Source organism: Variovorax sp. GW823-FHT02B07, assembly GCF_058797695.1.
On sequence record NZ_JBXAJX010000006.1, the window covers coordinates 113523 to 137300 of the forward strand.

Genomic DNA, 23778 nt, shown 5'->3' on the forward strand with positions numbered 1-23778 from the left:
CTTTTTTCAATGCAACTTGCCAGTGCCCAGCTCGGCGCCCACCTGCAAAAGGGCCTGAAGCCGCTATACACGATCCACGGCGACGAGCCGCTGCTCGCGCAGGAGGCGGCCGACGCCATCCGCGCCGCCGCGCGCGCCCAGGGCCACACCGAGCGCAGCTCGTACACCGTGGCCGGCGCGCACTTCGACTGGAGCGCGGTGCTCGCGGCCGGGGGCTCGCTCTCGCTGTTCGCCGACAAGCAGATCGTCGAGATCCGCATTCCCTCGGGCAAGCCCGGCAAGGACGGCAGCGTCGCCCTGCAGCAGCTGGCCGAGGGGGCGCCCGGCAACGACAGCACGCTCACGCTGGTGATGCTGCCGCGCCTGGACAAGGCCACGCGCACCGGCGCGTGGTTCTCGGCGCTGGAGAACAACGGCGTGAGCATCCAGGTCGACCCGATCGAGCGCGCCGCGCTGCCGCAATGGATCGCCCAGCGCCTGGGGCTGCAGAACCAGCGCGTGATGCCCGGCGACGAAGGCCAGCGCACGCTGCAGTTCTTTGCCGACCGCGTCGAAGGCAACCTGCTCGCCGCGCACCAGGAAATCCAGAAGCTCGCGCTGCTGCATCCGGCGGGCGAGCTGAGCTGGGAGCAGGTCGAGGGCGCCGTCAACAACGTGGCGCGCTACGACGTGTTCAAGCTCTCCGAGGCCGTGCTGGCCGGCAACCCGCAGCGCGTGGCGCGCATGCTCGACGGCCTGCAGGCCGAGGGCGAGGCCGAGGTGCTGGTGCACTACACCATCGCCGAGGACATCCGCGCCCTCAAGCGCGTGAAGGACGCCATGGCCGCCGGCCGTCCGCTGCCGATGGCGCTGCGCGAGAACCGCATCTGGGGCCCGCGCGAGCGCGCCTTCGAGCGCGTGCTGCCGCGCCTGGACGACCGCATGCTGACCCGGCTGCTGCGCGCGGCCCACCTGGTCGACGGCATCTGCAAGGGCCTGAAGCAGCCCGACTGGCCCGCCAGTGGCTGGCAGGCGCTGCAGCGGCTGGCGCTGATGCTGTGCCGCGCCTGCAGCACGGCCGCGGCGCCGCGTCGCGCCTGACGTCGATCGCCATCAAAAGGCCCGCGTCAGCCGGGCCGAAGGTCCGCGTGGGAAAATGTCCGCTATGAACGCGTTCAACGTCAGCGAGCACATGCAGACCCTCGGTCTGCAAGCCAAAGCCGCTGCATTCCTCATGGCCCGTGCGGATGCAGCTACCAAAAACAGAGCACTGAAAGCGCTGGCCCGGCGCCTGCGCGAAGCCGGCCCCGCGCTGGCCGTCGCCAACCAAAAGGACCTGGAGCGCGCCACGGCCGCCGGCCTGTCGGCCCCGATGGTCGACCGGCTCAAGCTCACGCCCAAGGTCCTGGAGACCGTGGCCGAGGGCTGCGAGCAGCTGGCCGGCATGGCCGACGTGATCGGCGAAATCATCGGCATGAAGCAGCAGCCCAGCGGCATCCGCGTGGGCCAGATGCGCGTGCCGATCGGCGTCTTCGGCATGATCTACGAGAGCCGCCCCAACGTGACCATCGAGGCCGCGAGCCTGGCGATCAAGTCGGGCAACGCCGCCATCCTGCGCGGCGGCTCGGAAGCCATCGACTCGAACAAGGCGCTGGCGCTCCTGGTGTCCGAGGCGCTGGCCGAAGCCGGCCTGCCGGTCGATGCGGTGCAGCTGGTGCAGACCACCGACCGCGAGGCCGTGGGCCAGCTCATCGCCATGCCCGAGTTCGTCGACGTGATCATTCCGCGCGGCGGCAAGGGCCTGATCGAGCGCATCAGCCGCGACGCCAAGGTGCCCGTCATCAAGCACCTGGACGGCAACTGCCACGTCTACGTGGACGACACGGCCGAGTTCGACATGGCGCTGCGCATCGTCGACAACGCCAAGACCCAGAAGTACAGCCCCTGCAACGCCGCCGAAGGCCTGCTGGTGGCGGCCTCGGTGGCCGACCACTTCCTGCCCGAGATCGCCGCCATCTTCGCCGCCAAGGGCGTCGAGATGCGCTGCGACCCGGCGGCCGCCGCGATCCTGCGCGCCAGCGAGGCGCACCATCCGCAGGCCAAGGTGATCGATGCGGTCGAGTCCGACTGGTCCGAGGAGTACCTGGCCGCCGTCATCAGCATCAAGGTGGTGGCGGGGCTGGACGAGGCCATTGCGCACATCAACCGCTACTCGAGCCACCACACCGACGCCATCGTCACGCGCGACCACATCAACGCCCAGCGCTTCCTGCGCGAGGTCGATTCGGCCAGCGTGATGGTGAATGCGAGCACACGCTTCGCGGACGGTTTCGAGTACGGGCTGGGCGCCGAAATCGGCATCAGCACCGACAAGTTCCACGCGCGCGGCCCGGTCGGCATCGAAGGCCTGACCTCGCTCAAGTACGTGGTGCTGGGGCAGGGCGAAGTCCGCGGTTAATCGGGGTCCGAAGGGCCGGGGCCATCGGGCCGGCGGCGCGGCGAGGCCCGTGCCGCGGTGTTCTTGCAACGTGTGTTGTGGATTGGGGTGCTTTGTTCTCTTTGACTGCTTGTCATCGGGCGCGCCATCCCCAAATCCTACAATTCCACTCCACCTTTAAGCACAAAACCAACAAGGCCGCTGCATGGTTCCGCATCTCGTCACTGCCCTGACCGGCCCGATCAACGAACTGGAGCAGCGGGTGCTCGACTCGATGCCCGCCATCGAGCGCTGGTTCCGCCTCGAGTGGATGGAGCACACGCCGCCGTTCTACAGCGCCGTCGACATCCGCAACGCGGGCTTCAAGCTGGCTCCGGTCGACACCAACCTGTTCCCGGGCGGCTGGAACAACCTCACCAAGGAAATGCTGCCGCTGGCGGTGCAGGCCGCCCAGGCGGCCATCGAGAAGATCTGTCCGGAGGCGCGCAACCTGCTCGTCATTCCTGAAAACCATTCGAAAAACACCTTTTATCTCGCCAACGTCGCGCAATTGGTGCGCATCTTCCACATGGCGGGCCTCAATGTGCGCATCGGCTCGATCGATCCGGCCATCAAGTCGCCTAAGAAGATCGAGCTGCCCAACGGCGAGACCGTGACGCTCGAACCGGTGGTGCGTTCCAAGCGCCGCCTGGGCCTGAAGAACTTCGATCCCTGCACAATCTTGCTCAACAACGAGCTTTCTGCAGGAACGCCCGGCATCCTCGAAGACCTGCACGAGCAGTATCTGCTGCCGCCGCTGCACGCGGGCTGGTCGGTGCGCCGCAAGAGCAACCACCTGCACAGCTACGAAGAGCTGTGCAAGCGCTTCGGCAAGCTGCTGGGCATCGACCCCTGGCTGATCAACCCGATCTACGCGCGCGCCGAAGGCGTCGACGTGGCCGAGGGCCGCGGCATCGACGTGCTCACCAGCCATGTCGACGCGGTGCTCACCAAGGTGCGCCGCAAGTACAAGGAATACGGCATCAACGAGAAGCCCTTCGTGGTCGTCAAGGGCGGCCACAGCGGCAGCGGCAGCCCCGGCGTGGTCACGGTGCGCGACGCCAAGGAGGTCGAGGCGCTGATCGGCAAGTCGCGCACCGCCACCTCGTCGCCCGCCAAGACCAGCGCCGGGCGCGACCTGCGCGAGCCCACCGAGCTGATCGTGCAGGAAGGCGTGCTCACCAACGAGCGCGTGCACAACGGCGTGGCCGAGCCGGTGGTCTACATGATGGACCGCTACGTGGTGGGCGGCTTCTACCGCGTGCATGCCGAGCGCGCCGCCGACGAGAACCTCAAGCAGCCGGGCGCCAGCTACGTGCCGCTGGCCTTCTCGGAAAGCGCGCAACTGCCGCAGCCGGGTGCCAAGCCCGGTGCCAGCGCCCCCAACCGTTTTTACATGTATGGCGTGGTGGGCCGTCTGGCCATGGTCGCGGCCAGTTACGAGATGGAAGCGACCGATCCGGACGCCGAAATCTACGAATGAGCGGCGGGGGCGGGTTGCGGCGTCGGCGGGCAACGGCAAAATAGCGGCCCCACAGCAACGGAACCAAAAGGGCGGAGGGATGCGCGGCACGGCCGCGGCACCCCGGCGTGACTGACGCGTCGATCATTGCGAGCCAACCTTTTCCCATCGACCCCCGTGTCAGCCCCCAAAAACATCTCTGCCGGCCTCATCGTCGGCGCCATCGGCGTCGTCTATGGCGACATCGGCACCAGCGTTCTCTATGCGGTCAAGGAAGTCTTCGGTCACGGCCATGTGCCGTTCACCGTGGAGAACGTCTACGGCATCCTGTCGATGTTCTTCTGGACCCTCACGGTCATCGTCTCCATCAAGTACGTCGTGCTCGTGCTGCGCGCCGACAACGAAGGCGAGGGCGGCCTGGTCGCGATGCTCGCGCTGGCCTCCCAGGCCGTGGCCGACAAGCCCAGGCTGCGCCAGCTGCTCTTGATCGTCGGCATCTTCGGCACCTCGCTCTTCTATGGCGACGGCGTGATCACGCCGGCCATCTCGGTGCTCTCGGCGGTCGAGGGCCTGGAGGTGGTGTCACCGCACTTCAAGCACTACGTGATCCCGATCACCCTGGTCGTGCTGTTCTGCCTGTTCGCGGTGCAAAAGCGCGGCACGGCGGGCATCGGCAAGTTCTTCGGCCCCGTCACGCTGGCCTGGTTCGCGGCCATCGCCGTGCTGGGCGTGTGGCAGATCGCGCACCACCCCGAGATCATCAAGGCGCTGAACCCCTGGTACGCGCTGAAGTTCATCTGGGACAACCCGGGCACCAGCTTCATCCTGCTGGGCGCGATGGTGCTGTGCGTGACCGGCGCCGAGGCGCTGTACGCCGACCTGGGCCACTTCGGCAAGAAGCCGATCCGCATCGCGTGGTTCTCGGTCGTCATGCCGGCGCTCACGCTCAACTACCTGGGCCAGGGCGCGCTGCTCCTGGAGAACCCCGAGGCCGTGAAGAACCCGTTCTTCATGATGGCGCCTGAATGGGCCCTCATTCCGCTCGTGCTGCTGGCCACGCTGTCGACGGTGATCGCTTCGCAGGCGCTCATCACTGGCGCCTTCAGCGTCACGCGCCAGGTGATCCAGCTGGGCTACCTGCCGCGCCTGAACATCGAGCACACCAGCGTGCGCACGGCAGGCCAGATCTACATCCCGCTGGTCAACTGGGGCCTGTTCGTGGCCATCGTGCTGGCGGTCGTGATGTTCCGCACCTCGAGCAGCCTGGCCGCGGCCTACGGCATCGCCGTGACCACCGACATGCTGATCACCACGATCCTGACCTTCTTCGTGATCCGCTACGCCTGGAAGCTGCCGCTGGCGCTGTGCATCGCCTCGACCGCGATCTTCTTCGTGGTCGACTTCCTGTTCTTCGCTTCGAACCTGCTCAAGCTGTTCGAAGGCGGCTGGTTCCCGCTGCTGATCGGCGGCGCCGTGTTCACGCTGATGGTCACCTGGAAGGAAGGCCGACGCCTCATGGGCGAAGCGCAGCACGCGGACGCGATCGACCTCAAGTCCTTTCTCGGCTCGGTGTTCATGAGCCCGCCCGCGCGCGTGGACGGCACGGCCGTGTTCCTCACGGCCGAACCGGGCGTGGTGCCCAACGCGCTGCTGCACAACCTCAAGCACAACAAGGTGCTGCACGAGCAGAACATGTTCGTCACCGTGCGCAACCACGAGGTGCCCTGGATTCCGATGGACAAGCGCATCGAGATCGAGGCGCTGGGCAACCACTGCTGGCAGGTGATCGTGCACTACGGCTTCAAGAACGACATCGACTTGCCGCGCGCGCTCGACAACGCACGCATGCGCGGCTGCCAGCTCGAGCCGATGACGACCAGCTACTTCCTCTCGCGCGACGTCGTGATCCCCACGCTGGGCAGCGGCATGGCGCCCTGGCGCGAGAAGCTGTTCGCGCAGATGCACCACAACGCGAGCGGCGCGGCGGCCTTCCTGGGCCTGCCCAACAACGCCGTGGTCGAGCTGGGTTCGAAGATCGAGATCTGAGGCGCGCGGCGCCAGGCCGCGCGCCCCGGCAGAATCGCGGCATGCGATTCTTCAAGGACCTGAGCCTTTCGGCCTTCACCGCGGGCTTCGTCGCCGTGCTCGTGGGTTTCACGAGTTCGGTGGCCATCGTGTTCCAGGCCGCCCAGGCCTTCGGCGCCACGCCCGAGATGGCGGCCTCGTGGATGTGGGCGCTGGGCATCGGCATGGGGCTGGCCTCGGCGCTGCCCTCGCTGTGGTGGCGCAAGCCCGTCATGATCGCCTGGAGCACGCCCGGTGCGGCGGTGCTGGCCGTGGCCGGCGCGGGCTACGGCATGGGCGAGGCGGTGGGCGCCTTCATCGTCTGCGCGGTGCTGATCGTGCTCGCGGGCGCCACGGGCTGGTTCGAGCGCGTGATGAACAAGATCCCGATGGCCATCGCCTCGGCGCTGCTGGCCGGCGTGCTCGCGCGCTTCGGCATCTCGGCCTTCACGGCGGCGCAGACCGCGCTGCCGCTGGTGCTGCTGATGCTCGCCACCTACCTCGTGGGCAAGCGCCTGCTGCCGCGCTACGCGGTGCCGCTCACGCTGCTGGTGGCCATCGTCTTTACGGCCGCGCGCGGCGAGCTGGCGTGGTCGGCCGTGCACTTCTCGCTCACCTGGCCGGTGTTCACGGTGCCGGTCTTCACCTGGCAGGCCATCGTGAGCCTGGCGCTGCCGCTGTTCGTCGTGACCATGGCCTCGCAGAACCTGCCCGGCGTGGCGGCGATCCGCGCCAGCGGCTACAGCGACCTGCCGGTCAGCAAGCTCATCACGATCAGCGGCCTCGCGACGCTGGTGCTCGCGCCCTTCGGCGCCTTCGCGCTCAACCTGAGCGCCATCACGGCCGCGATGTGCATGGGCCGCGAGGCGCACGAAGACCCGGCGCGGCGCTACACGGCGGCCGTGAGCTGCGGCGCCATCTACGTGGTGATCGGCCTGTTCGGCGCGGCCGTCACGGGCCTGCTCACGGCCTTTCCCAAGGAGCTGGTCGCGGCCATCGCCGGGCTGGCGCTGCTGGGCACCATCGGCGGCGGGCTGGCGGCGGCGGTGCGCGACGAGGCCCACCGCGAGGCCGCGCTCATCACCTTCCTGGTCACGCTCTCGGGCGTGACGCTGGCCGGCATCGGCTCCGCCTTCTGGGGCGTGGTGGCCGGCGCGGTGGCGCTGGCGGTGCAGCAGGTCGGTCGTGCACAGGTGCAGGTGCCCGTTGAAAAAGCCCCGGCCGGCAAGGACATCGCCGCTTCCGGCAACATGCCGCCAGAAACCCCCTCCACAGCCGCCGCTCCCGGCGCCGGAAAGAACGCCTGATGAAAAACATCCTCTTCGTCGCCGACCCGCTCGATCACTTCAAGATCTACAAGGACACGACCTTCTCGATGATGCGCGAGGCCCAGCGCCGCGGCCACCGCATCGCGGCCTGCCTGCCGCAGGACATCCAGTGGAAATCCGGCGGGCGCGTCTCGGCCGTGGTGCAGCAGATCACGCTGACGGGTGACCCGAAGGACTGGTACCGCGTCGACATCGTCGAGTCGAAGGCGTTGAAGGACTTCGACGCCGTGCTGATGCGCAAGGACCCGCCCTTCGACGCCGAGTACATCTATTCGACGCACCTGCTGCAGCAGGCCGAGCGCGAGGGCGCGAAGGTGGTCAACTCGCCGCGCGCGCTGCGCGACCACCCCGAGAAGCTCGCGATCATGGAGTTTCCGCAGTTCGTCACGCCCACGCTGGTCACGCGCAGCGCGCAGGCCGTGCGCGACTTCCATGCCGAGCACGGCGACATCATTCTCAAGCCGCTCGACGGCATGGGCGGCATGGGCATCTTCCGCGTCAAGCAGGATGCGCTGAACCTCGGCTCCATCGTCGAGACGCTCAACAAGGACGGCGCCGAAACCATCATGGTGCAGCGCTTCGTGCCCGAGGTGACGCAGGGCGACAAGCGCATCCTGATCATCGCGGGCGAGCCCGCGCCCTTCGTGCTGGCGCGCATTCCGCAGGGCACCGAGGTGCGCGGCAACCTCGCGGCCGGCGGCAAGGGCGTGGCCCAGCCGCTCACGGCGCGCAACCGCGAGATCGCCGAAGCCATCGGCAAGGTGCTGGCGCCGCGCGGGCTGCTCCTGATCGGGCTCGACGTGATCGGCGACGCGGTCACCGAGATCAACGTGACCAGTCCGACCTGCTTTCAGGAGATCACCGAGCAGACCGGCTTCGACGTGCCGAAGATGTTCATCGATGCGCTCGAGGCGCACCTGGCCTCGGCTTGATCAGAAGTCGACCGACGCCGACAGCGTGAAGGTGCGCGGCGCGCCGAGCACCAGGTAGCCGTTGTTCGGGTAGCCGCCCACCGAGGCCCAGTAGTTCCGGTTGGTCAGGTTGTCGATGCGCGCACGCAGCGTCACCAGCTTGCCGGCCACCTCGGTGAGGTAGCGCGCGCCGACATCGAAGCGTGTCCAGCCGGGCACGCGCAGCGTGTTGGCGGCGTCGGCGTAGCTCGGGCCCGTGGCCACCACGCGGCCGTCCAGCGACAGGCCGCGCACGCCCGGCACGTCCCATTCCACGCCCAGGGTGCCCTGCGTTTTCGCGATGCCGATGACGCGGCGCCCGTCGGTCGTGACGTCGCCCGTGGCGCGCTGCTTGGCGTCCAGGAAGGTGATGCCGCCCATCAGGCGCACGCCCTTGGCCGCTTCGCCGAACGCGGTCAGCTCCAGGCCCTGGTGGCGGTCGCGGCCTTCGGCCACGTAGTAGCCGGCGCTGTTGACGAGGGCGCGCGGCTTGTCGGTGGTGAAGAAGGCCAGGCCGCCGCCGATGCGGCCGCCGTCGAACTTGATGCCGATCTCTTTCTGCTTGGACACATAGGGCGACAGCTGCGTGCCTGCGTTGCGCACGGCGCCGCCGGTCGACACCGTGGGTGCGGTGTCGCCCTTGCTCAGGCCCTCGATGTAGTTCGCGTACAGCGACACCTGCGGCTGCAGCTTGAACACGAAGCCGGCCATCGGGCTGGTGCGGCTCTTCTCGTACGCGGTGGGCTTGCCGGTGTCGTAGGCGAAGTCGGTGCTTTCGAGCTTCTGGCGCCGCACGCCGAGCGTGAGCTGCGCGCGGTCGTCCAGGAAGGACAGCGTGTCGCCGATCGCCAGGCTGCTCAGGCGCGTCTGGGTCAGCAGCGCGGGGTTGTCCATGTCGTTGCCGCGGAACGCGCTCGCCGTGTAGGCCGGGATCGGGTAGCCGATGGGCGCGTACAGGTGGGTCTTCAGGGGGTTGAAGAAGTCCCACTTGTAGGCGTTCTTCTCCTTGAGCTGGTAGTACGAATACGAGGCCACCACCGTGTGGTTCACCGGGCCGGTCGCGAACTTGCCGCGCACGCCGGCTTCGGCCGTGCGGGTGCTGTCCTGGCGCTGGTTCTCGAAGCGCGACATGTTGCCCGCGCCAAGGTTGTTCGTGAGCGTGAGGCCGGCCAGCGCATTGCCTTCGTGGCTCTTGCGCGCGCCGCCGGCGATCCAGGCCGTGACGCTGTCGGTGAGGTCGTACTCGCCGCGCAGCGAGCCGAAGGTGTCGCGCTCGTTGGAGTAGGTCCAGGGCTGCGCGTAGTTCAGCTGGTTGTCGGGCGCGGACGGCACGCGCGTCACGCCGGCGCCGAGCGTCACGTTCGGGCGCGTGCGCGTGAGCCGGTGCTCCTGGTGGCCGATGTCCGCCGAGATGCGCGCGTTGCGGCTGCGCCAGTCGAAGCCGACCGAGGCCACGTCGAGCTTGACCTGCTCGGCGTTCACGCCGGTGCCGCCGTCGCGGTGGGCCGCGTTCAGGCGCACGCCCAGGCTCTGGTCGGGCCCGAAGCGGCGCGCGATGTCGGTCGACACATAGCTCTGCGAGCCGCTGGCCGTGCCCAGCGTGACCTGCGTGAGCGGATCGTTCGGCGCGCGCTTGGGCAGCAGGTTGATGTTGCCGCCGATGCCGCCGCCCGTGGGCGTGGCGCCGTTCAGGAAGGCGCTCGCGCCGCGCAGCACCTCGACGCGCTCGAACAGCTCCGACGAGATGTACTGGCGCGGCAGCAGGCCGTACAGGCCGTTGTAGGCAATGTCGTCCGAATTCACCACGAAGCCGCGGATGAAGTACGACTCCTGGAAGTTGCCGAAGCCGCGCGCCACGCGCACCGAGGGGTCGTTCTGCAGCACGTCGGCCACGCTCTTGGCCTGCTGGTTCTGGATCAGCTCGTGCGTGTAGCTGGTGCTGGAGAAGGGCGAATCCATCATGTCTTGGTTGCCCAGGATGCCCACGCGCCCGCCGCGTGCCACCTGCCCGCCCGCGAAGGGCTTGGTCAGGCCTTCGGCCGAGGCGTCGGCGCTGGCTTCGACGGTGACGGTGCTCAGCGTGCCGCTGGCGGGGGCCGCCGGTTCGGCGGGCGGTGTCTGCGCCAGGGCCGTCAGGGCGTGAAGGGCCAGCAGCGAGGCGGCAACGGTCGGGCGGAGAAAGAAACGAGGAGCGGGCATGAAAGATCGACCGGATGCAAATGAGAACAGTTATTGTTCATTGTTTGCACTCACTCATCGATACTTTCTTGCGTTGTTGCAAAAAAGTGTCAGCCAAAAGACTGAATGTCAGGCCTCAGCGTGGCATCCGTTGGCCGTCCACGAACACATGCAACTCGCCCGAGGCGAAGGGCGTCCAGGTCTCGTTGGTGGTGAGCGGCGCCGTCACCACCACGGCCACGCGGTCGGTGGGCGTGGTGTGCTGGGCGAAGTCGATCTCCAGGTCTTCGTCCGAGAGCTGCGCCGTCACGAAAGGGTGGCGGCGTTCCACGTACCAGAGGTTGGTGGAGGCATGCGCCCACAGCGCCTGCCCGTTCGACAGCATGAAGTTGAAGGTGCCATGCGCGGCCAGCTGCGGCGCCAGTTCGCGCAGCGTGAGCGTGAGCTCCTCGACGCTGGGCACGCCCGCGTGCGACTTGGCCAGCTCCTGCATGATCCAGCAGAAGGCGTGCTCGCTGTCGGTGTTGCCCACCGGATGGAAGTTGCCGTGCAGGCGCGGACGGAAGTCCTTCAGGTCGCCGTTGTGGGCGAACACCCAGTAGCGGCCCCACAGCTCGCGCACGAAGGGGTGGCAGTTCTGCAGGTTGACCTCGCCCTGCGTCGCCTTGCGGATGTGCGCGATGACGTTGCGGCTCTGGATCGGGTAGCGCCGGATCAGCTCGGCCACCGGCGACTCGCAGGCCGGCTGGTGGTCGACGAAGTGGCGCAGCCCGCGGTCCTCGAAGAACGCGATGCCCCAGCCGTCGGCATGGTGGTCGGTGCGGCCACCGCGCTGCGCGAACCCCGTGAAGCTGAAGGTCACGTCGGTCGGCGTGTTGCAGTTCATCCCTAGCAATTGGCACATGGCTGTGATTAGACCGCGATTCAGGGTTTCGGGGAGGCAGCAGCAGTGGTGGGCAGCCGCAGCCAGCCCAGCACGCGCTCGGTGCCCAGCTGCGTGCGCCCTTCAGCGAGTACCAGCGGCAGGCGTTCGCGCGAGGTGCCGAAGGGCCCGGGGTTCTGCTGCACGATCTCGACTGCGTCGGCGTCCACGCGCGACACGATCGCCACGTGGCCGTAGGGATTGAAGAGCCACGGCGCGAACACCACGATGTCGCCCACGGCGGGCGCCACCGCGCTGCCGTTGCGGTGCTGCACCAGGTTGCGTGCCGCGTTCAGCGCGCCATCGGCCACGGCCGCGTCGAAGAAGGCCTTGGCGTGGCCGCGCGCCTCGGGCATGCGGTGCTGGTGGCGCTCGTAGTAGTAACGCTTGACGAACTCCACGCACTGCCAGCGCAGGCCGATGTTGTAGCCGTCGGGCGCCACGCTGCGCCCGTCGACGTGGTTGATGGCGCCGTTGAAGTACACCGGCACGCCCTCGAACTGGTCGATCACCTCGCCGGGTGCGTGCGCCGGGTTGACGTTGAAGCGGCTCGCGCCCCACAGGCCGAGCAGGGCGACGAGGACGAGGGCCGAAAGAACGACGACGGTGCGGCGGGAGATGAAACGGGGCATGGACTCTGAAGCAGGACGCGCGGCCACGGGCCGGCAGCGACGAGCTTAGTCCATGCGAACGTCTCAGAGCCCGTGCAACGCCGCCATCTCGCCAATCAATTCACGCTGGAACGCATCGAAGCGCGCCGAGGGTTGCTGCAGCCCGAAGAAGTCGCTGAACGGGTCTTCCACCTCGGTGCGGTGGCCCGACAGTTCTTCCACCACCGCCAGCCCGCAGAAGGGCACGCAGGCTTCCGAGTAGCCGCCTTCGTGCACCACCACCACGCGCCCGTCGCAATGCTTCGCGGCCAGCGTGTTGACCTGCCGCATCATCTGGCGGAACGACTCGGGGTGCAGCTGCATGCGCGCCAGCGGATCGACGCCGTTGGCGTCCAGCCCGCTCGCCACCACGATCAGCTCGGGCTGGTAGCGGTCGATCACCGGCGTCACGATGCGCTCGAAGGCGTGCATGTAGGCCGCGTGCCCGCCGCCGGGCTGCAGCGGGATGTTGACGTTGAAGCCCAGCCCCGCGCCCGTGCCCCGGTCTTCGGCGCCGCTGTAGCCGGGCGGGAAGCAGTTCTCTTGGTGCAGCGACAGCGTGAGCACGTCGGGGCGGTCGTAGAAGATTTCCTGCGTGCCGTTGCCGTGGTGCACGTCCCAGTCGATCACGGCCACGCGGCCCAGGCCGTGGCGCGCCTTCATGGTCTCGATGGCGACCGCGATGTTGTTGAACAGGCAGAAACCCATGCTGTGCTCGCGCAGGCAGTGGTGGCCCGGCGGGCGCGTGAGCGCGAAGGCGTTGCGGTGGCGGCCCTGCAGCACGCTGTCCATCGCGGCAATGGCCAGCCCGGTCGAGAGCTTCGCAATCTCGTAGCTGCCCGGGCCGAAGGGCGCGACCTCGCCCAGGTCGCCGCCGCCGGCGTCGCTGGCGGCCTTGAACTTCTGCAGGTAGCTGGCGGGGTGCACGCGCTGCAGGTCTTCTTCGCTGGCCATCGGCGCGCTCAGCACGTCGAGCTGCGCGCTCAGGCCCGACACGTCCATCAGCGACTTGATGCGCCGCTTGGAATCGGGCGACTCGGCCATGCCGCTGCCGGCCATGGGCTGCACCCAGCCGCCCACCGGCAGGAACAGGGCATGCAGCCCGCCGGGCACGTGCCAGAAGGTGCGTTCGTCGTGAAAGAAGGCGGTGGTCTTCATGCGGTGCGTCCTTGCGTGGAGGGAGGAAGGGGAGAAGAAGAAAGGGCCGTCTCGTCGCGCGGCGGCGGATGGCGCTGCACGCTCAGGCCGCGCCAGCCCCAGCGTTCGCGCGCCAGGCCCCACAGGCCGCGCGGTGCCAGCAGCATGACCGCGATGGCGATGCAGCCCATCGCGATCAGGTACCAGCCGCCCGACATCGCGAACCAGGTGTTGAACAGCTCGCGCAGCCCGAAGTAGATGACCGTGCCGATCAGCGGCCCCTCGATGGTGCCGATGCCGCCGATGATCACGATGAACATCGCCGTCACCACCCAGTTGATGTCGAAGGCCGAGTCGGGCGAGACGAACATCGTCCCCATGAAGTGCGCCCCGCCGGCCAGCCCGAAGCCCAGCCCCGACAGCACGAACGCGATGAAGCGGTTGCGCCACACGTTCACGCCGATGCTCGTGGCGGCCAGTTCGTTGTCGCGCACCGCCATCAGCCCCAGGCCGAAGGGCGAGCGCATCAGCAGGTACACGCCGGCCACTGCTGCCAGGCCGATGGCGCCCGAGATCCAGAACGCGTTCTGCTGGAAGGTCTCGGCCTCCACCAGCCGCACCGCCTGCAGCGGCACGCCCGATTCGCCGCCGAACAGCGGGAACTTGGCGACCAGCAGGCGCACGATCTCGGCCAGCACCCACATGCCGATCGAGAAGTAGGCATCGCGCAGGCGGAACATCAGCGGCGCCACCACGGCGGCCAGCAGCGCGCCGCCCAGGCCCGCCACCGGCACCATCCAGTAGGGCGAGATGCCCAGCCGGTCGGAGGCCACGAACAGCAGGTAGGCGCCGATGCCGGCAAAGGCCTGGTGGCCCATCGACACCAGCCCGGTGTAGCCGGCCAGCAGGTTCCACATCTGGGCCATGGCCAGCGTGATCAGCACCTCGCTGAGCAGGCGCAGCAGGCCGCCGTCGGCCACGGTGGGCGCGAAGGCGATGGCAAGGGCCGCAGCGGTGAAGCCGAGCCAGGGGGCGAGGGACGGATGGCGCATCGAAGTCATCTCAGGTGCGTGCGCCAGCGATGCCATTGGGGCGCACCATCAGGACCGCGAAGAACAGCAGGTGGGCGTACAGCGCGCCCGCGTTGGAATCGAGCCGCTGGCCCACGAGCTGCGCCACGCCCAGCGCGATGCCGCCGACCAGCGCCCAGCGGAACGAGCCCAGGCCGCCGATGATCACGACCTCGAACGCGCCCAAGAGCCGCTCCACGCCCGAGAACGGCGTGAACGAGGTGCGCAGCGCCAGCAGCAGCCCCGCCACCGACGCGAAGGCCAGCGACAGCCCCATCACCACCGCATACACATGGCGCGGGCGCACGCCCATCGTGCGCACGATCTCGCGGTGGTCCGAGGTGGCGCGCACCACCAGCCCGAAGCGCGAGTGCTGCAGCAGCCACTGCAGCGCGCCGAAGGCCAGCACCGCGAGCACCAGCACCAGCACCGGGTACCAGCCGATGCGCAGCCCGCCGATCTCGAAGCCCGCCGTGGCCAGCGCGCCGCCGTCGAGTGCGCGCGGGTCGGCGCCGAACAGCTCGACCATCAGGTTGCGCAGAACCACCGCGATGCCGAAGGTGACCAGCACCGGCGTGAGCGGATCGTCGGTGGCCACCGCGCGGTTCAGCAGCAGCCGCTGCAGCAGGTAGCCCATGCCGAAGGCCGCCAGCGCCACCGGCGCGATGAAGAAGAGCGGCGACACGCCGGGGAACTGCGTGGCCAGGAACACCGCGAAGTACGCCGCCAGCACCACGAACTCGCCGTGCGCGAGATTGACCATGCGCATCACGCCGAAGACCAGCGCCAGCCCGAGGCCGAAGAGCGCGTAGAGGCCGCCGAGCAGCACGCCGTTGATGAGGGTTTCGAGCCAGGCCATGGTGGGGAGGTGTTCAGTGTCCGAAGTAGGCGTTGGCGATCTGCGCGGCGCTGAAGTCCGACGCGCGGCCTGCCAGCGTGACGCGTCCCTTGAGCAGGCAGTACACGCGCTGCGCGATGCGGCAGGCGCGCGTCACGTCCTGCTCCACCACGAGCAGCGCCGTGCCCTGCGCGCGGATGTCGCCGAAGGCGCGGTAGATCTGCTCGATGACCACGGGCGCGAGGCCGAGCGAGATTTCATCGCACAGCATCAGGCGCGGGTTGGCCATGAGGGCGCGGCCGATGCTCACCATCTGCTGCTGCCCGCCCGACAGCTGCGTGGCCGGCCGGTGGCGGAACTCCTGCAGGATGGGGAAGAGCGCGTACACGGTGGACAGCGTCCAGTGGCCCGTGCGGCCGCACAGTGCGCCCATGCGCAGGTTCTCTTCCACGGTGAGCGAGGGGAACAGCATCCGCCCCTCGGGCACCAGCGCGATGCCCCGGCGCGCGATGCGCTCGGCCGGCTCGGCCTCGATGGCCTGGCCGTCGAAGCGGATGCCGCCGCGGCTGCGCGAGCCCAGCCCGGCAATGGCGCGGATCAGCGTCGACTTGCCCGCGCCGTTGGCGCCGATGAGCGCGGTGGCCTCGCCTTCCGCCACGTCGAGCGAGAGGTCGAACAGCGCCTGCAGGTCGCCGTAGTGGCTGCACAGGTCGCGCACTTCAAGCAGCGGCATGGGTGCTCTCCTGCAAGGTGTCTTCATCGCCCACGCCCATGTAGACCTCGCGCACCTCGCGGCTGGCCATGGCGGCGGCGGGTGTGTCTTCCAGCAGCTTGCGGCCGAAGTTCAGCACCATGATGCGGTCGGCCACGGCCATCAAGGCCTGCGCGATGTGTTCGATCCAGATCATCGCCACGTCCTGCTTCAGTTCGAGCACCAGCGCCACCAGCACCTGCACCTCGGCCTCGGTGAGGCCGCCGGCGATCTCGTCGAGCAGCAGCAGGTGCGGCCGCGCCGCCAGGCCCTTGGCCAGTTCGAGCCGCTTGCGGTCCAGCAGTGGCAGGCGGCCGGCCGGCACGTCGGCGCGGTCGGCCAGCCCGGTGCGTTCCAGCACGGCCCAGGCCTGGCGCGCGGCCTGCGCGCGCGGCAGCCGCGCGGCGAAGGTGGCGGCGGCCAGTGCGTTCTCGTAGGCGCTCAGGTGCGCGAAGGGCTGCGGGATCTGGAAGGCGCGCGCCACGCCCAGCCGCGCCCGCGCATCGGCGCGCAGCCCGACGAGTTCGTGGCCTTCGAGGCGGATGCTGCCCGCGTCGGGCACGGCCACGCCGGTGATCAGGTTGAACAGCGAACTCTTGCCCGCGCCGTTCGGCCCGACCACGCCCAGGCACTGGCCGCGCGCGAGCGAGAGCGCCACCTGGTCGGCCACGACGATCTCGCCGTAGCGCTTGCACAGGCCGTCGATGACGAGGCAGTCGGTCATGCAGCTTTCAGCTGCGACAGCAGCTTGAGCTCGTCTTCCACCGGAATCTGCTTCGCGGTGCTGTTGTGCGTGATGACCAGCTCGTACGGGAACTTGCTGCCCGCCTTGGTCTTGCGCCACTGGCCCGCCACCATCGGCGTGACGGCCACGCTCTTGATCGGGCTGCCCTTGAAGTCGATGCGTCCCACCACCGAATCGAGCTGCAGGTTGGCCAGCGCGTCGCGCACGGCCTTCTTGTCCTTCGGGTTGGTGGCGTTCTTCAGCGCGGCAATGCCGACCTCGAACAGCGCATGGCCGTAGCCGATGGGCTGCGTCCATTGCTTGCCCGTGGTGGCCTCCCAGTCGGCCGCCAGCGCCTTGGCGCTCTGGCCCGTCAGCGACGACTTGAACGGGAAGTTGGGCGTCCACCAGACCTCGGTCGACATGCCGTTGCCCGCCGCGCCCAGCGACTCCACCGCGCTCGGGAACAGGAACGACGCCGCCATCGTCACCACCTCGGGCCGGTAGCCCGCCTGCTGCGCCTGCTTCCAGAAGGTGGCGAAGTGGTTGGCATAGGCAAAGCCCGAGACGATGTTCGCGCGCGCCGCCTTGAAGCTCGACACCTGGTTGCTGAAGTCGTCGGTCGCGATCTTGAAGAAGCCGCCGTTGGTCTCCTTGTAGCCGCGCTGTTTCGCGCCGCCCGGGATGCCCGTGGCCGGATCGGCGAAGGCGTGGCCCGGGCCGTTGTCGATGTACAGCGTGCCCAGCGTGCGCTCCACCTTCAGCGGCTCCCACATGCCGAAGAAGTTCTTCAGCACGTCGTCGGCGCCCCAGAAGAAATGGAACGAGAACGGAAAGCCTTTTTGCGGCGTGGAGCCGCGACCGAAGGTGATGGCCTGCCACGGCCCCATGGTCGACACCATCGGCACGCCGTTGACGTCGCACAGCTGGCCGGCGGCCAATGCGGCGTCGCTGTCCTGCACCAGCAGCAGATCGACCTTCTCGCGCAGCAGCAGTTCGCTGGACATGGTGGCGCCGCGGTTGGCGTCGGACTGGGTGTCGCGCACCACGATCTCCACCTTGTAGGTCGTGCCGCCGATGGTCAGGCCGTCTTTCAGCGCGGCGCGCACGCGCTCCAGGCTCCAGGGGTCGGCCTCGCCGAAGTTGGCGCGAACGCCCGACAGCGTGGTGAGGTAGCCGATCTTGATCGTCTTCGATTGCGCATGCGCCAGCGCAGGCACGCCGGCCAGCGCGGCCGCGCCGCCGCCGATGACGAGTTGGCGGCGCGTGAGGGCGCCAGAGGCTGCGGGGAAAAGGTCGGCGGACATGGCGGTTCTCCTTGGCGGATGAAGGATGGACAGGTCCGCATCCTCTCTCTGCGCGCCGCCGCGGCGTTATCGAAAACTGGCAAAACGCGGGCCCGTGCCCGCGGATGTCATTCGGGCCGCAGGTTCACCGACTTGGCGATGGCGCGGTAGCGCTCCATGTCGGCCTGGTAGCCGCGGCGCAGCTCGGCCAGCGTCTGTTCGGGCGCCACCTTGCTGCCGCCGAGTTCCAGCGCGCGGCGCAGCTCGGGCTTGAGCATCATCTGGTTGAAGGCCGTGTGCAGCCGCTGCTGCGCCTCCTCGGGCACGCGGTGCGAGACCTGGATGCCCGCCCACAGGCTGTAGACGAAGTCGTCCAGGCCCTTGCTGTTGCGGATCAGCGGAATGGCCGTGAAGCGCTCGTGCGGCGCCGAGGCCGCGATGCCCAGCGCCTTGACCTTGCCGGCGTCCAGCAGGTCGGGCACGTTGCCGGCCAGCGGCGCAAACACCAGGTCGATCTGCCCGCCCAGCAGGTCGTTCACCAGCGGTGCGAAGCCCTTGTAGGGCACGTGCAGCATCTTGGTGCCCGTCTGCTGCATGAAGCGCTCGCCCAGCAGGTGGTAGAGCGAGCCCGGGCCGATGCTGCCGTAGCTCAGCTCTTTCGTGTCGGGGCGGCGCAGCAGTGCGATGAGTTCGTCGACGCTGCCCGCGCCCAGGTCCTTGCGCGCCAGCAGCACCATCGAGGTGACGGCCATCACGCCGATGGGACGGAAGTCCTCGGCCTTGTAGCGCGCGCTGCTGAGCGTGAGCGGCGTGAGCATCAGCTCCATCGGCGAACCCACCAGCAGCGCCGAGCCGTCGGCCGGTGCATTCGCCGCCTTCATCACGCCGAGCGAGCCGCTGGCGCCGGGCACGTTGTCGACGATGGCCGGCTGGCCCAGCAGCCGCGACAGCTCGGGCGCGGCCAGGCGCGCATTGATGTCGGAGCCGCCGCCCGCGGGGTAGGGCACGATCAGGTTCAGGGTCTTGCCCCCCAGGCCCTGCGCCAGGGCGGGCAGGGCGATGGGGGACAGGCCGGCGGCCAGGCCGGCAGCAATCAGCGAACGTCTGCGCATGGGTTCTCTCCTCGGGTTGTGTGAGATGTGTCGGAGTACGGGAAACAGGGGGCTTGCTACTGCTGCAGCAGCGGCGACTGCACGTTCGCGAAGGGCACGGCCTGGTGCCAGCCGTGCGCCATGCGCAGCACGTCCAGGTCGGCGCCGGGGCGGCCGATGAGCTGCAGGCCCATCGGCAGGCCGCGCGTGCCCTCGGCCTGCGAGAAGCCGGCCGGGATCGCCATCGCGGGCAGGCCGGCGAGCGAGGGGCCGATGGTCACTTCCATCCAGCGGTGGTAGGTGTCCATGGCGCGGCCGCCGACTTCGCGCGGCCAGTGCGTGTCGACCGGCAGCGGGAACACCTGCGCGGCCGGCAGCACCAGGAAGTCGAAGCGTTCGAAGAGCTGCAGCAGCGCGGCATGCCACTGCGTGCGCGTGACGGCCGCCTCATGCAGCGCGGCGGCGCTCAGGCGCTCGCCCTGTTCGATCTCCCAGCAGGCCTCAGGCTTGAGCTGCGCGCGCGTGGCCGGGTCGGCATGCAGCCCGCGCAGCGCCCCGGCGACGATGAAGCCACGCAGGCGCAGCCAGGCGGTCCACAGGGCGTTGAAGTCGAAGGCGGGCACGGCGGGTGCGACGCTGCAGCCCAGCGTGTCGAAATGCCGCAGCGCCGATTCGCACAGCGCCATCACGCCCGGGTCCATCGGCAGGTGGCCGCCGAGGTCGCCGAGCCACGCGATGCGCTGGCCGCGCAGTTCCGCATCGAGCGGTTGCGCGAAGGCCTCGCCGTCGCCGGCCAAGCTCAGCGGCGAGCGCGCGTCGTAACCGGCCTGCACCGACAGCAGCCAGGCCACGTCCTCGGGCGTGCGGCCCATCGGCCCTTCGCAGCCCAGCTGCTGGAAGAACAGCTCCGGCCCCGGCCCGGTGGGCACGCGACCCAGCGACGGGCGCAGGCCGTAGATGTGGTTCCAGGCCGCGGGGTTGCGCAGCGAACCCATCATGTCGCTGCCGTCGGTCACCGGCAGCATGTGCAGCGCGAGCGCCACCGCCGCGCCGCCGCTGCTGCCGCCGGCTGCGTGGTCGAGGTTCCATGCGTTGCGCGTGGTGCCGAACACCGTGTTGTAGGTGTGCGAGCCCAGGCCGAACTCGGGCGTGTTGCTGCGGCCCACGAAGAGCGCGCCGGCGCGGCGCAGCCTCTCGACCATGATCGCGTCGTGCGGCGTGACCTGCTTGGCGAACACCGGGCTGCCCATGGTGGTGGGCAGGCCGGCGGTGGCGACGAAATCCTTCGGCGCCATCGGGAAGCCGTGCAGCCGGCCCACCGCGTCGCCGCGCGCCAACTGTGTATCGCAGGCATCGGCCTGGCGCAGCATCTCCTCGGGCGCTTGCAGCGACACCAGCGCGTTGACCTGCGGGTTGAAGCGCTCGATGCGCGCGAGGCAGGTCTGCATCAGTTCGCGGCACGAGAGCTCGCGGCGTTGCAGGGCGGCGGCGAGCGAACGGGCGCTGGGAAGGGGTGGCAGCGTGGCGGACATATGGCGGTCAACGATAGCGACCGCCTCCGCAAGCAGGTATCAAAAAACGGCAAAACTGGCGCCCCGAAAACCGAGGGATTCCCCTCGGCCCGTGCACCGGATCAGTGCCTCGTGAGCGCCGCGCCGCGCAGCGTCTGCGAGGGCAGTTCGCCGAACTGGCGCCGGTAGTCCGTCGCGAACTGGCTCAGGTGCCAGAAGCCCCAGTGCGCCGCGATGTCCTGCACCGAGCGCGACTCGGGCCGCTTCAGTGCGCGGCGCACGCCGTTGAGGCGCAGCGCCCGCAGGTAGCGCGCGGGGCTCAGGCCCAGCGTTTCCTGGAAACAGTAGTTCAGCTTGCGCTGGCTCGCGCCGATGCGGCTGCACACCTGCAGCATCGACAGCGGCTCGTCGGGCCGCGACATCATCAGCTCGCAGGCGCGGCGCACCACGCGGCGGTGCGCCTCGGTGGAGCGCAGCTCGCGCAGGTCGACGTCTTCGGGCAGCGCGTTGAGCCAGGCCAGCAGCACGTCGTCGCGCAGCTGCACCGTGGCGACGGGGTCGTCGAGCAGGCCGGGCATCGCGTCGAGCGCGCTGAAGGCGCCGCGCAGGGTGCCGCGCAGCGACTGCATGGTGGGGTCGTCGAAGTGCAGCACCACGCGCCGTTCGAGCCAGGCCGGCGGCGCGCGGTCGTTCAGGCGTTCGGTGAGCGACTGCAGCAGCGCGTTGTCGACCACGATGCCCGTCAGCTCGAAGCCCGGCGGGCTGCACAGGTCGAGCTCGTCGCAGCGCCCGACCATCACCGACTCGGTGTCCAGCCGCTGGCCCGAGAAGCGCGCCTCGCCGTCCTGCCGGCAGGTGAGGGCGAAGCCGCAGCAGTCGGGGTTCATCTCGCCGTGCTGGCGCAGCGCGCGGTTGGTGGTTTCGCGCACCAGCCGCAGGCCGGGCAGTTGCACATGGTCGAGAAAGCCGGCGAAGCTGCCGCCCGAGAGCATGTCGCACGCCAAGTGCCAGCCGTTCTGGCCGCTGGCGTAGGCGTCGATGTCGTGCGTGGACAGGGTCCAGCGCGTCGCGACGGTGGGGGCGGGGGCGGGAAGAACGGAGGCGGTCTGGCTGGTCATGGCGGTCCGGCGAAGCGGTGGCAGGGGTGCGAAGACCCGTGCCGGAAGCAATCTCCAGACCAGATTGTTTCGTTGACAACGATCTTAAAGTGACAGGGCAAACCCCTAAGCCACCCGATCGCGCCCTATTCGAGCTCGCCGCTGGGCTCGAAGCCGGTGGTGCTGTCGAACAGCTTCTGCACGATGGTCTGCAGCACCTGGCGCTCGTCCGCCGTGAGCTGCGAAAACAGGCGCTGCGCGGTGTCGTGCGCCAGCGGCACCATGTCGCGGTACAGCGCCAGGCCTTCTTCCTCGAGCGACACGATGACCTTGCGGCGGTCGTCCGCCGAAGGGTGCATGTTGGCCAGCCCCAGGTCCACCAGCCGGTGCTGCGCGCGGCTCACGCGGGCCTTGTCCATGCTCGTCTTCTGTGCAATCTCGAGCGCCGACAGTGCACCGTACTTGCCCAGCACCACGACGATGCGCCACTCTGGAATCTGCAGCGAGAAGCGGCTGGCAATCGACTGGCCCACCGTCTGGCTCACGCGGTTGGCAACCACCGAGAGTTGAAAGGGCAGGAAGGTCTCGAGGTCGAAGGCCGGGGCGCTCGCGGCATTGCTGCGTGCCTTGGGAAGGGGCTTGGCGCTGGGCCGGGAAGGGATGCGTGAACGGGGCACGGTGAGGTCGTGGCGTGGAGGCGTCGTGAAAGAAGATCGGCGCGGACAGTATAGGAAGGCCCTTGCGCATCACGCACGAGGCCGCGCGAGGTTTGCCAGTTTTCGATAACGCGGCAAGGGGCTCGCTCCCTATCGTGCAGGGCATGGACTACCCCGAACTCGCACTGCACATCGCCGGCCAATGGCGCACGCAGACCGCCGGCGGCCGCCGCGCGGTCGTCAATCCCGCCACTGAAGAAGTCATCGCACAGCTGCCGCTGGCCGGCCGCGACGAACTCGCCGAAGCGGCCGCGTCCGCGCGCCGCGGCTTCGTGCAGTGGCGCAGCAAGAGCGCACTCGAACGCTGCAACATCCTGCGCGCCGCCGCGCAGAACATCCGCGCGCAAGCGAAGACGATTGCGCACGTGCTCACGCTCGAGCAAGGCAAGCCGCTGGCCGAGTCGCTGCGCGAGGTCACGCTGTCGGCCGACATCATCGACTTCCAGGCCGAGGAGGCCAAGCGCCTGTACGGCCGCCTCGTGCCGCCGCGCGTCGAAGGCATCCTCTCGCAGTCGGTGATGCGCCAGCCCGTGGGGCCGGTGGCGGCCTTCACGCCGTGGAACTTTCCGGCCAACCTGCCGGCGCGAAAACTCGCGAGTGCACTGGCCGCGGGCTGCAGCGTGGTCATCAAGCCGGCGGAAGAAACGCCGGGCACCTGCATGCTGCTGGTGCGCGCCTTTCTCGACGCGGGCGTGCCGCCCGATGCACTGAACATGGTGTGCGGCGACCCGGCCGAGGTGTCGTCCTTCCTCATCGACCATCCGGCGATCGCCAAGGTGTCGTTCACCGGTTCGGTGGCCGTGGGCAAGCTGCTGGGCGAGCAGGCGGCGCGGCATGTGAAGCGCTTCACCGGCGAACTCGGCGGCCACGCGCCGGTGATCGTCTGCGACGACGCCGACTTTCCGTTCGCGCTCAAGCAGTCGCTCGCCGCCAAGTTCCGCAACGGGGGCCAGGTGTGCGCGTCGCCGATCCGCTTCTACGTGCCGCGCGCGCGCTTCGGCGAATGGAGCGAGGCCTTCGTGCAGGCCGCGCGCGCGCTGCGCCTGGGCGACGGCACCGACCCCGCCACGCAGATGGGCCCGCTCGCGCACGCACGCCGCATCGAGGACATGCAGCGCTTTGTCGACGACGCCGTGGAACGCGGCGCGCAGCTGCTGTGCGGCGGCCACCGCGTGCAGCGCCCCGGTTTCTTCTTCGAGCCCACCGTCATCGCCAACGCACCCGCCGACAGCCGCGTGATGCGCCAGGAGCCCTTCGGCCCCATCGCCGTGCTGCAGCCGTACGACACGCTGGACGAAGCCATCGCGCAGGCCAATGCCTTGCCCTACGGCCTGGGCGCCTACGCCTTCACGCGCGACCTGCACACCGCGCACCGCCTGGGCGACGCGCTCGAGGCCGGCATGGTCGGCATCAACCACTTCGGCGTCTCGCAGCCCGAGATGCCCTTCGGCGGCTGGAAGGAAAGCGGCATCGGCCAGGAGATGGGCGCCGAGGGCCTGCTGCACTACACCGAGGTCAAGACCCTCACCGTCGGCGTGCCGTCCTGAG

General features: G+C 69.1%; 20 protein-coding genes. 7 read left to right on the forward strand and 13 right to left on the reverse strand.

Translation table 11 applies throughout. From position 1 onward, the window contains the following. Window positions 1–9 precede the first annotated feature (9 nt). The 6 genes from holA to gshB all read left to right on the forward strand — a co-directional run bounded on the left by holA (window position 10) and on the right by gshB (window position 8241). The gene (gene holA, locus AC1RGU_RS25595) at window positions 10–1080 is read left to right on the forward strand and encodes a DNA polymerase III subunit delta (RefSeq protein ID WP_062477727.1); all 1071 of its coding nucleotides are present in this window, start codon (window positions 10–12) and stop codon (window positions 1078–1080) included. Between the two features lie 64 nt (window positions 1081–1144). Continuing rightward, window positions 1145–2437 (forward strand): glutamate-5-semialdehyde dehydrogenase, encoded by a 1293-nt coding sequence (locus AC1RGU_RS25600; protein ID WP_307636103.1) that lies wholly within the window; start codon window positions 1145–1147, stop codon window positions 2435–2437. 184 nt (window positions 2438–2621) lie between these two features. After that, complete coding sequence (gene gshA / locus AC1RGU_RS25605; protein WP_062477724.1) at window positions 2622–3938, forward strand: glutamate--cysteine ligase; 1317 nt, start codon at window positions 2622–2624, stop codon at window positions 3936–3938. A gap of 156 nt (window positions 3939–4094) precedes the next feature. Further along, entirely contained in the window at window positions 4095–5963 is a 1869-nt protein-coding gene (locus tag AC1RGU_RS25610; RefSeq protein ID WP_492698972.1) for a potassium transporter Kup, read from the forward strand. A 41-nt stretch (window positions 5964–6004) separates the two neighbouring features. Then, window positions 6005–7288, forward strand: coding sequence for a benzoate/H(+) symporter BenE family transporter (locus AC1RGU_RS25615; RefSeq protein WP_492698974.1), 1284 nt, complete (start codon window positions 6005–6007; stop codon window positions 7286–7288). Further along, the gene (gene gshB / locus AC1RGU_RS25620) at window positions 7288–8241 is read left to right on the forward strand and encodes a glutathione synthase (RefSeq protein WP_492698975.1); all 954 of its coding nucleotides are present in this window, start codon (window positions 7288–7290) and stop codon (window positions 8239–8241) included. Before AC1RGU_RS25615 ends, gshB begins: the two co-directional genes overlap by 1 nt. Here the strand turns inward: gshB and AC1RGU_RS25625 are convergent, their stop codons facing one another. The 13 genes from AC1RGU_RS25625 to AC1RGU_RS25685 all read right to left on the reverse strand — a co-directional run bounded on the left by AC1RGU_RS25625 (window position 8242) and on the right by AC1RGU_RS25685 (window position 22191). Next, a complete protein-coding gene (locus AC1RGU_RS25625) occupies window positions 8242–10458 on the reverse strand; it encodes a TonB-dependent receptor (protein ID WP_492698977.1) in 2217 nt (738 codons plus the stop codon). 115 nt (window positions 10459–10573) lie between these two features. Continuing rightward, window positions 10574–11341: a class II glutamine amidotransferase gene (locus tag AC1RGU_RS25630; protein WP_062477710.1), complete on the reverse strand. Its 768-nt coding sequence runs from the start codon at window positions 11339–11341 to the stop codon at window positions 10574–10576. Between the two features lie 20 nt (window positions 11342–11361). Then, complete coding sequence (locus AC1RGU_RS25635) at window positions 11362–11991, reverse strand: CHAP domain-containing protein (RefSeq protein WP_492698979.1); 630 nt, start codon at window positions 11989–11991, stop codon at window positions 11362–11364. Between the two features lie 63 nt (window positions 11992–12054). Beyond that, window positions 12055–13167 carry a class II histone deacetylase gene (locus AC1RGU_RS25640; protein WP_492698981.1) on the reverse strand — a complete coding sequence of 371 codons (1113 nt, stop codon included), beginning with the start codon at window positions 13165–13167 and terminating at the stop codon, window positions 12055–12057. Further along, window positions 13164–14198: a branched-chain amino acid ABC transporter permease gene (locus AC1RGU_RS25645; protein WP_492698983.1), complete on the reverse strand. Its 1035-nt coding sequence runs from the start codon at window positions 14196–14198 to the stop codon at window positions 13164–13166. Before AC1RGU_RS25645 ends, AC1RGU_RS25640 begins: the two co-directional genes overlap by 4 nt. A 10-nt stretch (window positions 14199–14208) precedes the next feature. Then, entirely contained in the window at window positions 14209–15075 is an 867-nt protein-coding gene (locus tag AC1RGU_RS25650; RefSeq protein ID WP_062477701.1) for a branched-chain amino acid ABC transporter permease, read from the reverse strand. A gap of 13 nt (window positions 15076–15088) precedes the next feature. Then, window positions 15089–15787 (reverse strand): ABC transporter ATP-binding protein, encoded by a 699-nt coding sequence (locus AC1RGU_RS25655; protein ID WP_492698984.1) that lies wholly within the window; start codon window positions 15785–15787, stop codon window positions 15089–15091. Continuing rightward, window positions 15774–16529 (reverse strand): ABC transporter ATP-binding protein, encoded by a 756-nt coding sequence (locus AC1RGU_RS25660; RefSeq protein ID WP_492698986.1) that lies wholly within the window; start codon window positions 16527–16529, stop codon window positions 15774–15776. Before AC1RGU_RS25660 ends, AC1RGU_RS25655 begins: the two co-directional genes overlap by 14 nt. Then, window positions 16526–17836 carry an ABC transporter substrate-binding protein gene (locus AC1RGU_RS25665; protein ID WP_307636095.1) on the reverse strand — a complete coding sequence of 437 codons (1311 nt, stop codon included), beginning with the start codon at window positions 17834–17836 and terminating at the stop codon, window positions 16526–16528. The genes AC1RGU_RS25660 and AC1RGU_RS25665 overlap by 4 nt, the downstream gene beginning before the upstream one ends. Window positions 17837–17943: 107 nt before the next feature. Beyond that, complete coding sequence (locus AC1RGU_RS25670) at window positions 17944–18927, reverse strand: Bug family tripartite tricarboxylate transporter substrate binding protein (RefSeq protein ID WP_159273606.1); 984 nt, start codon at window positions 18925–18927, stop codon at window positions 17944–17946. Between the two features lie 56 nt (window positions 18928–18983). Next, entirely contained in the window at window positions 18984–20438 is a 1455-nt protein-coding gene (locus AC1RGU_RS25675) for an amidase (RefSeq protein ID WP_492698988.1), read from the reverse strand. Window positions 20439–20539: 101 nt separating this feature from the next. Beyond that, on the reverse strand, window positions 20540–21535 hold the full coding sequence (locus AC1RGU_RS25680; RefSeq protein ID WP_159273608.1) for a helix-turn-helix domain-containing protein: 996 nt from the start codon (window positions 21533–21535) through the stop codon (window positions 20540–20542). A gap of 125 nt (window positions 21536–21660) precedes the next feature. Continuing rightward, a complete protein-coding gene (locus tag AC1RGU_RS25685; protein WP_492698990.1) occupies window positions 21661–22191 on the reverse strand; it encodes a MarR family winged helix-turn-helix transcriptional regulator in 531 nt (176 codons plus the stop codon). A 143-nt stretch (window positions 22192–22334) separates the two neighbouring features. Between AC1RGU_RS25685 and AC1RGU_RS25690 the strand changes: the two genes are divergently transcribed. Beyond that, on the forward strand, window positions 22335–23777 hold the full coding sequence (locus AC1RGU_RS25690) for an NAD-dependent succinate-semialdehyde dehydrogenase (RefSeq protein WP_492698992.1): 1443 nt from the start codon (window positions 22335–22337) through the stop codon (window positions 23775–23777). Window position 23778: the final 1 nt, after the last annotated feature.

What these genes read in the sequence shown, in the direction of transcription:
- holA (WP_062477727.1), top strand. Translation starts at nt 10, where the DNA reads ATGCAACTTGCCAGTGCCCAGCTCGGCGCCCACCTGCAAAAGGGCCTG.
- AC1RGU_RS25600 (WP_307636103.1), top strand. Translation starts at nt 1,145, where the DNA reads ATGAACGCGTTCAACGTCAGCGAGCACATGCAGACCCTCGGTCTGCAA.
- gshA (WP_062477724.1), top strand. Translation starts at nt 2,622, where the DNA reads ATGGTTCCGCATCTCGTCACTGCCCTGACCGGCCCGATCAACGAACTG.
- AC1RGU_RS25615 (WP_492698974.1), top strand. Translation starts at nt 6,005, where the DNA reads ATGCGATTCTTCAAGGACCTGAGCCTTTCGGCCTTCACCGCGGGCTTC.
- gshB (WP_492698975.1), top strand. Translation starts at nt 7,288, where the DNA reads ATGAAAAACATCCTCTTCGTCGCCGACCCGCTCGATCACTTCAAGATC.
- AC1RGU_RS25625 (WP_492698977.1), bottom strand. Translation starts at nt 10,458, where the DNA reads ATGCCCGCTCCTCGTTTCTTTCTCCGCCCGACCGTTGCCGCCTCGCTG.
- AC1RGU_RS25630 (WP_062477710.1), bottom strand. Translation starts at nt 11,341, where the DNA reads ATGTGCCAATTGCTAGGGATGAACTGCAACACGCCGACCGACGTGACC.
- AC1RGU_RS25635 (WP_492698979.1), bottom strand. Translation starts at nt 11,991, where the DNA reads ATGCCCCGTTTCATCTCCCGCCGCACCGTCGTCGTTCTTTCGGCCCTC.
- AC1RGU_RS25640 (WP_492698981.1), bottom strand. Translation starts at nt 13,167, where the DNA reads ATGAAGACCACCGCCTTCTTTCACGACGAACGCACCTTCTGGCACGTG.
- AC1RGU_RS25645 (WP_492698983.1), bottom strand. Translation starts at nt 14,198, where the DNA reads ATGCGCCATCCGTCCCTCGCCCCCTGGCTCGGCTTCACCGCTGCGGCC.
- AC1RGU_RS25650 (WP_062477701.1), bottom strand. Translation starts at nt 15,075, where the DNA reads ATGGCCTGGCTCGAAACCCTCATCAACGGCGTGCTGCTCGGCGGCCTC.
- AC1RGU_RS25655 (WP_492698984.1), bottom strand. Translation starts at nt 15,787, where the DNA reads ATGCCGCTGCTTGAAGTGCGCGACCTGTGCAGCCACTACGGCGACCTG.
- AC1RGU_RS25660 (WP_492698986.1), bottom strand. Translation starts at nt 16,529, where the DNA reads ATGACCGACTGCCTCGTCATCGACGGCCTGTGCAAGCGCTACGGCGAG.
- AC1RGU_RS25665 (WP_307636095.1), bottom strand. Translation starts at nt 17,836, where the DNA reads ATGTCCGCCGACCTTTTCCCCGCAGCCTCTGGCGCCCTCACGCGCCGC.
- AC1RGU_RS25670 (WP_159273606.1), bottom strand. Translation starts at nt 18,927, where the DNA reads ATGCGCAGACGTTCGCTGATTGCTGCCGGCCTGGCCGCCGGCCTGTCC.
- AC1RGU_RS25675 (WP_492698988.1), bottom strand. Translation starts at nt 20,438, where the DNA reads ATGTCCGCCACGCTGCCACCCCTTCCCAGCGCCCGTTCGCTCGCCGCC.
- AC1RGU_RS25680 (WP_159273608.1), bottom strand. Translation starts at nt 21,535, where the DNA reads ATGACCAGCCAGACCGCCTCCGTTCTTCCCGCCCCCGCCCCCACCGTC.
- AC1RGU_RS25690 (WP_492698992.1), top strand. Translation starts at nt 22,335, where the DNA reads ATGGACTACCCCGAACTCGCACTGCACATCGCCGGCCAATGGCGCACG.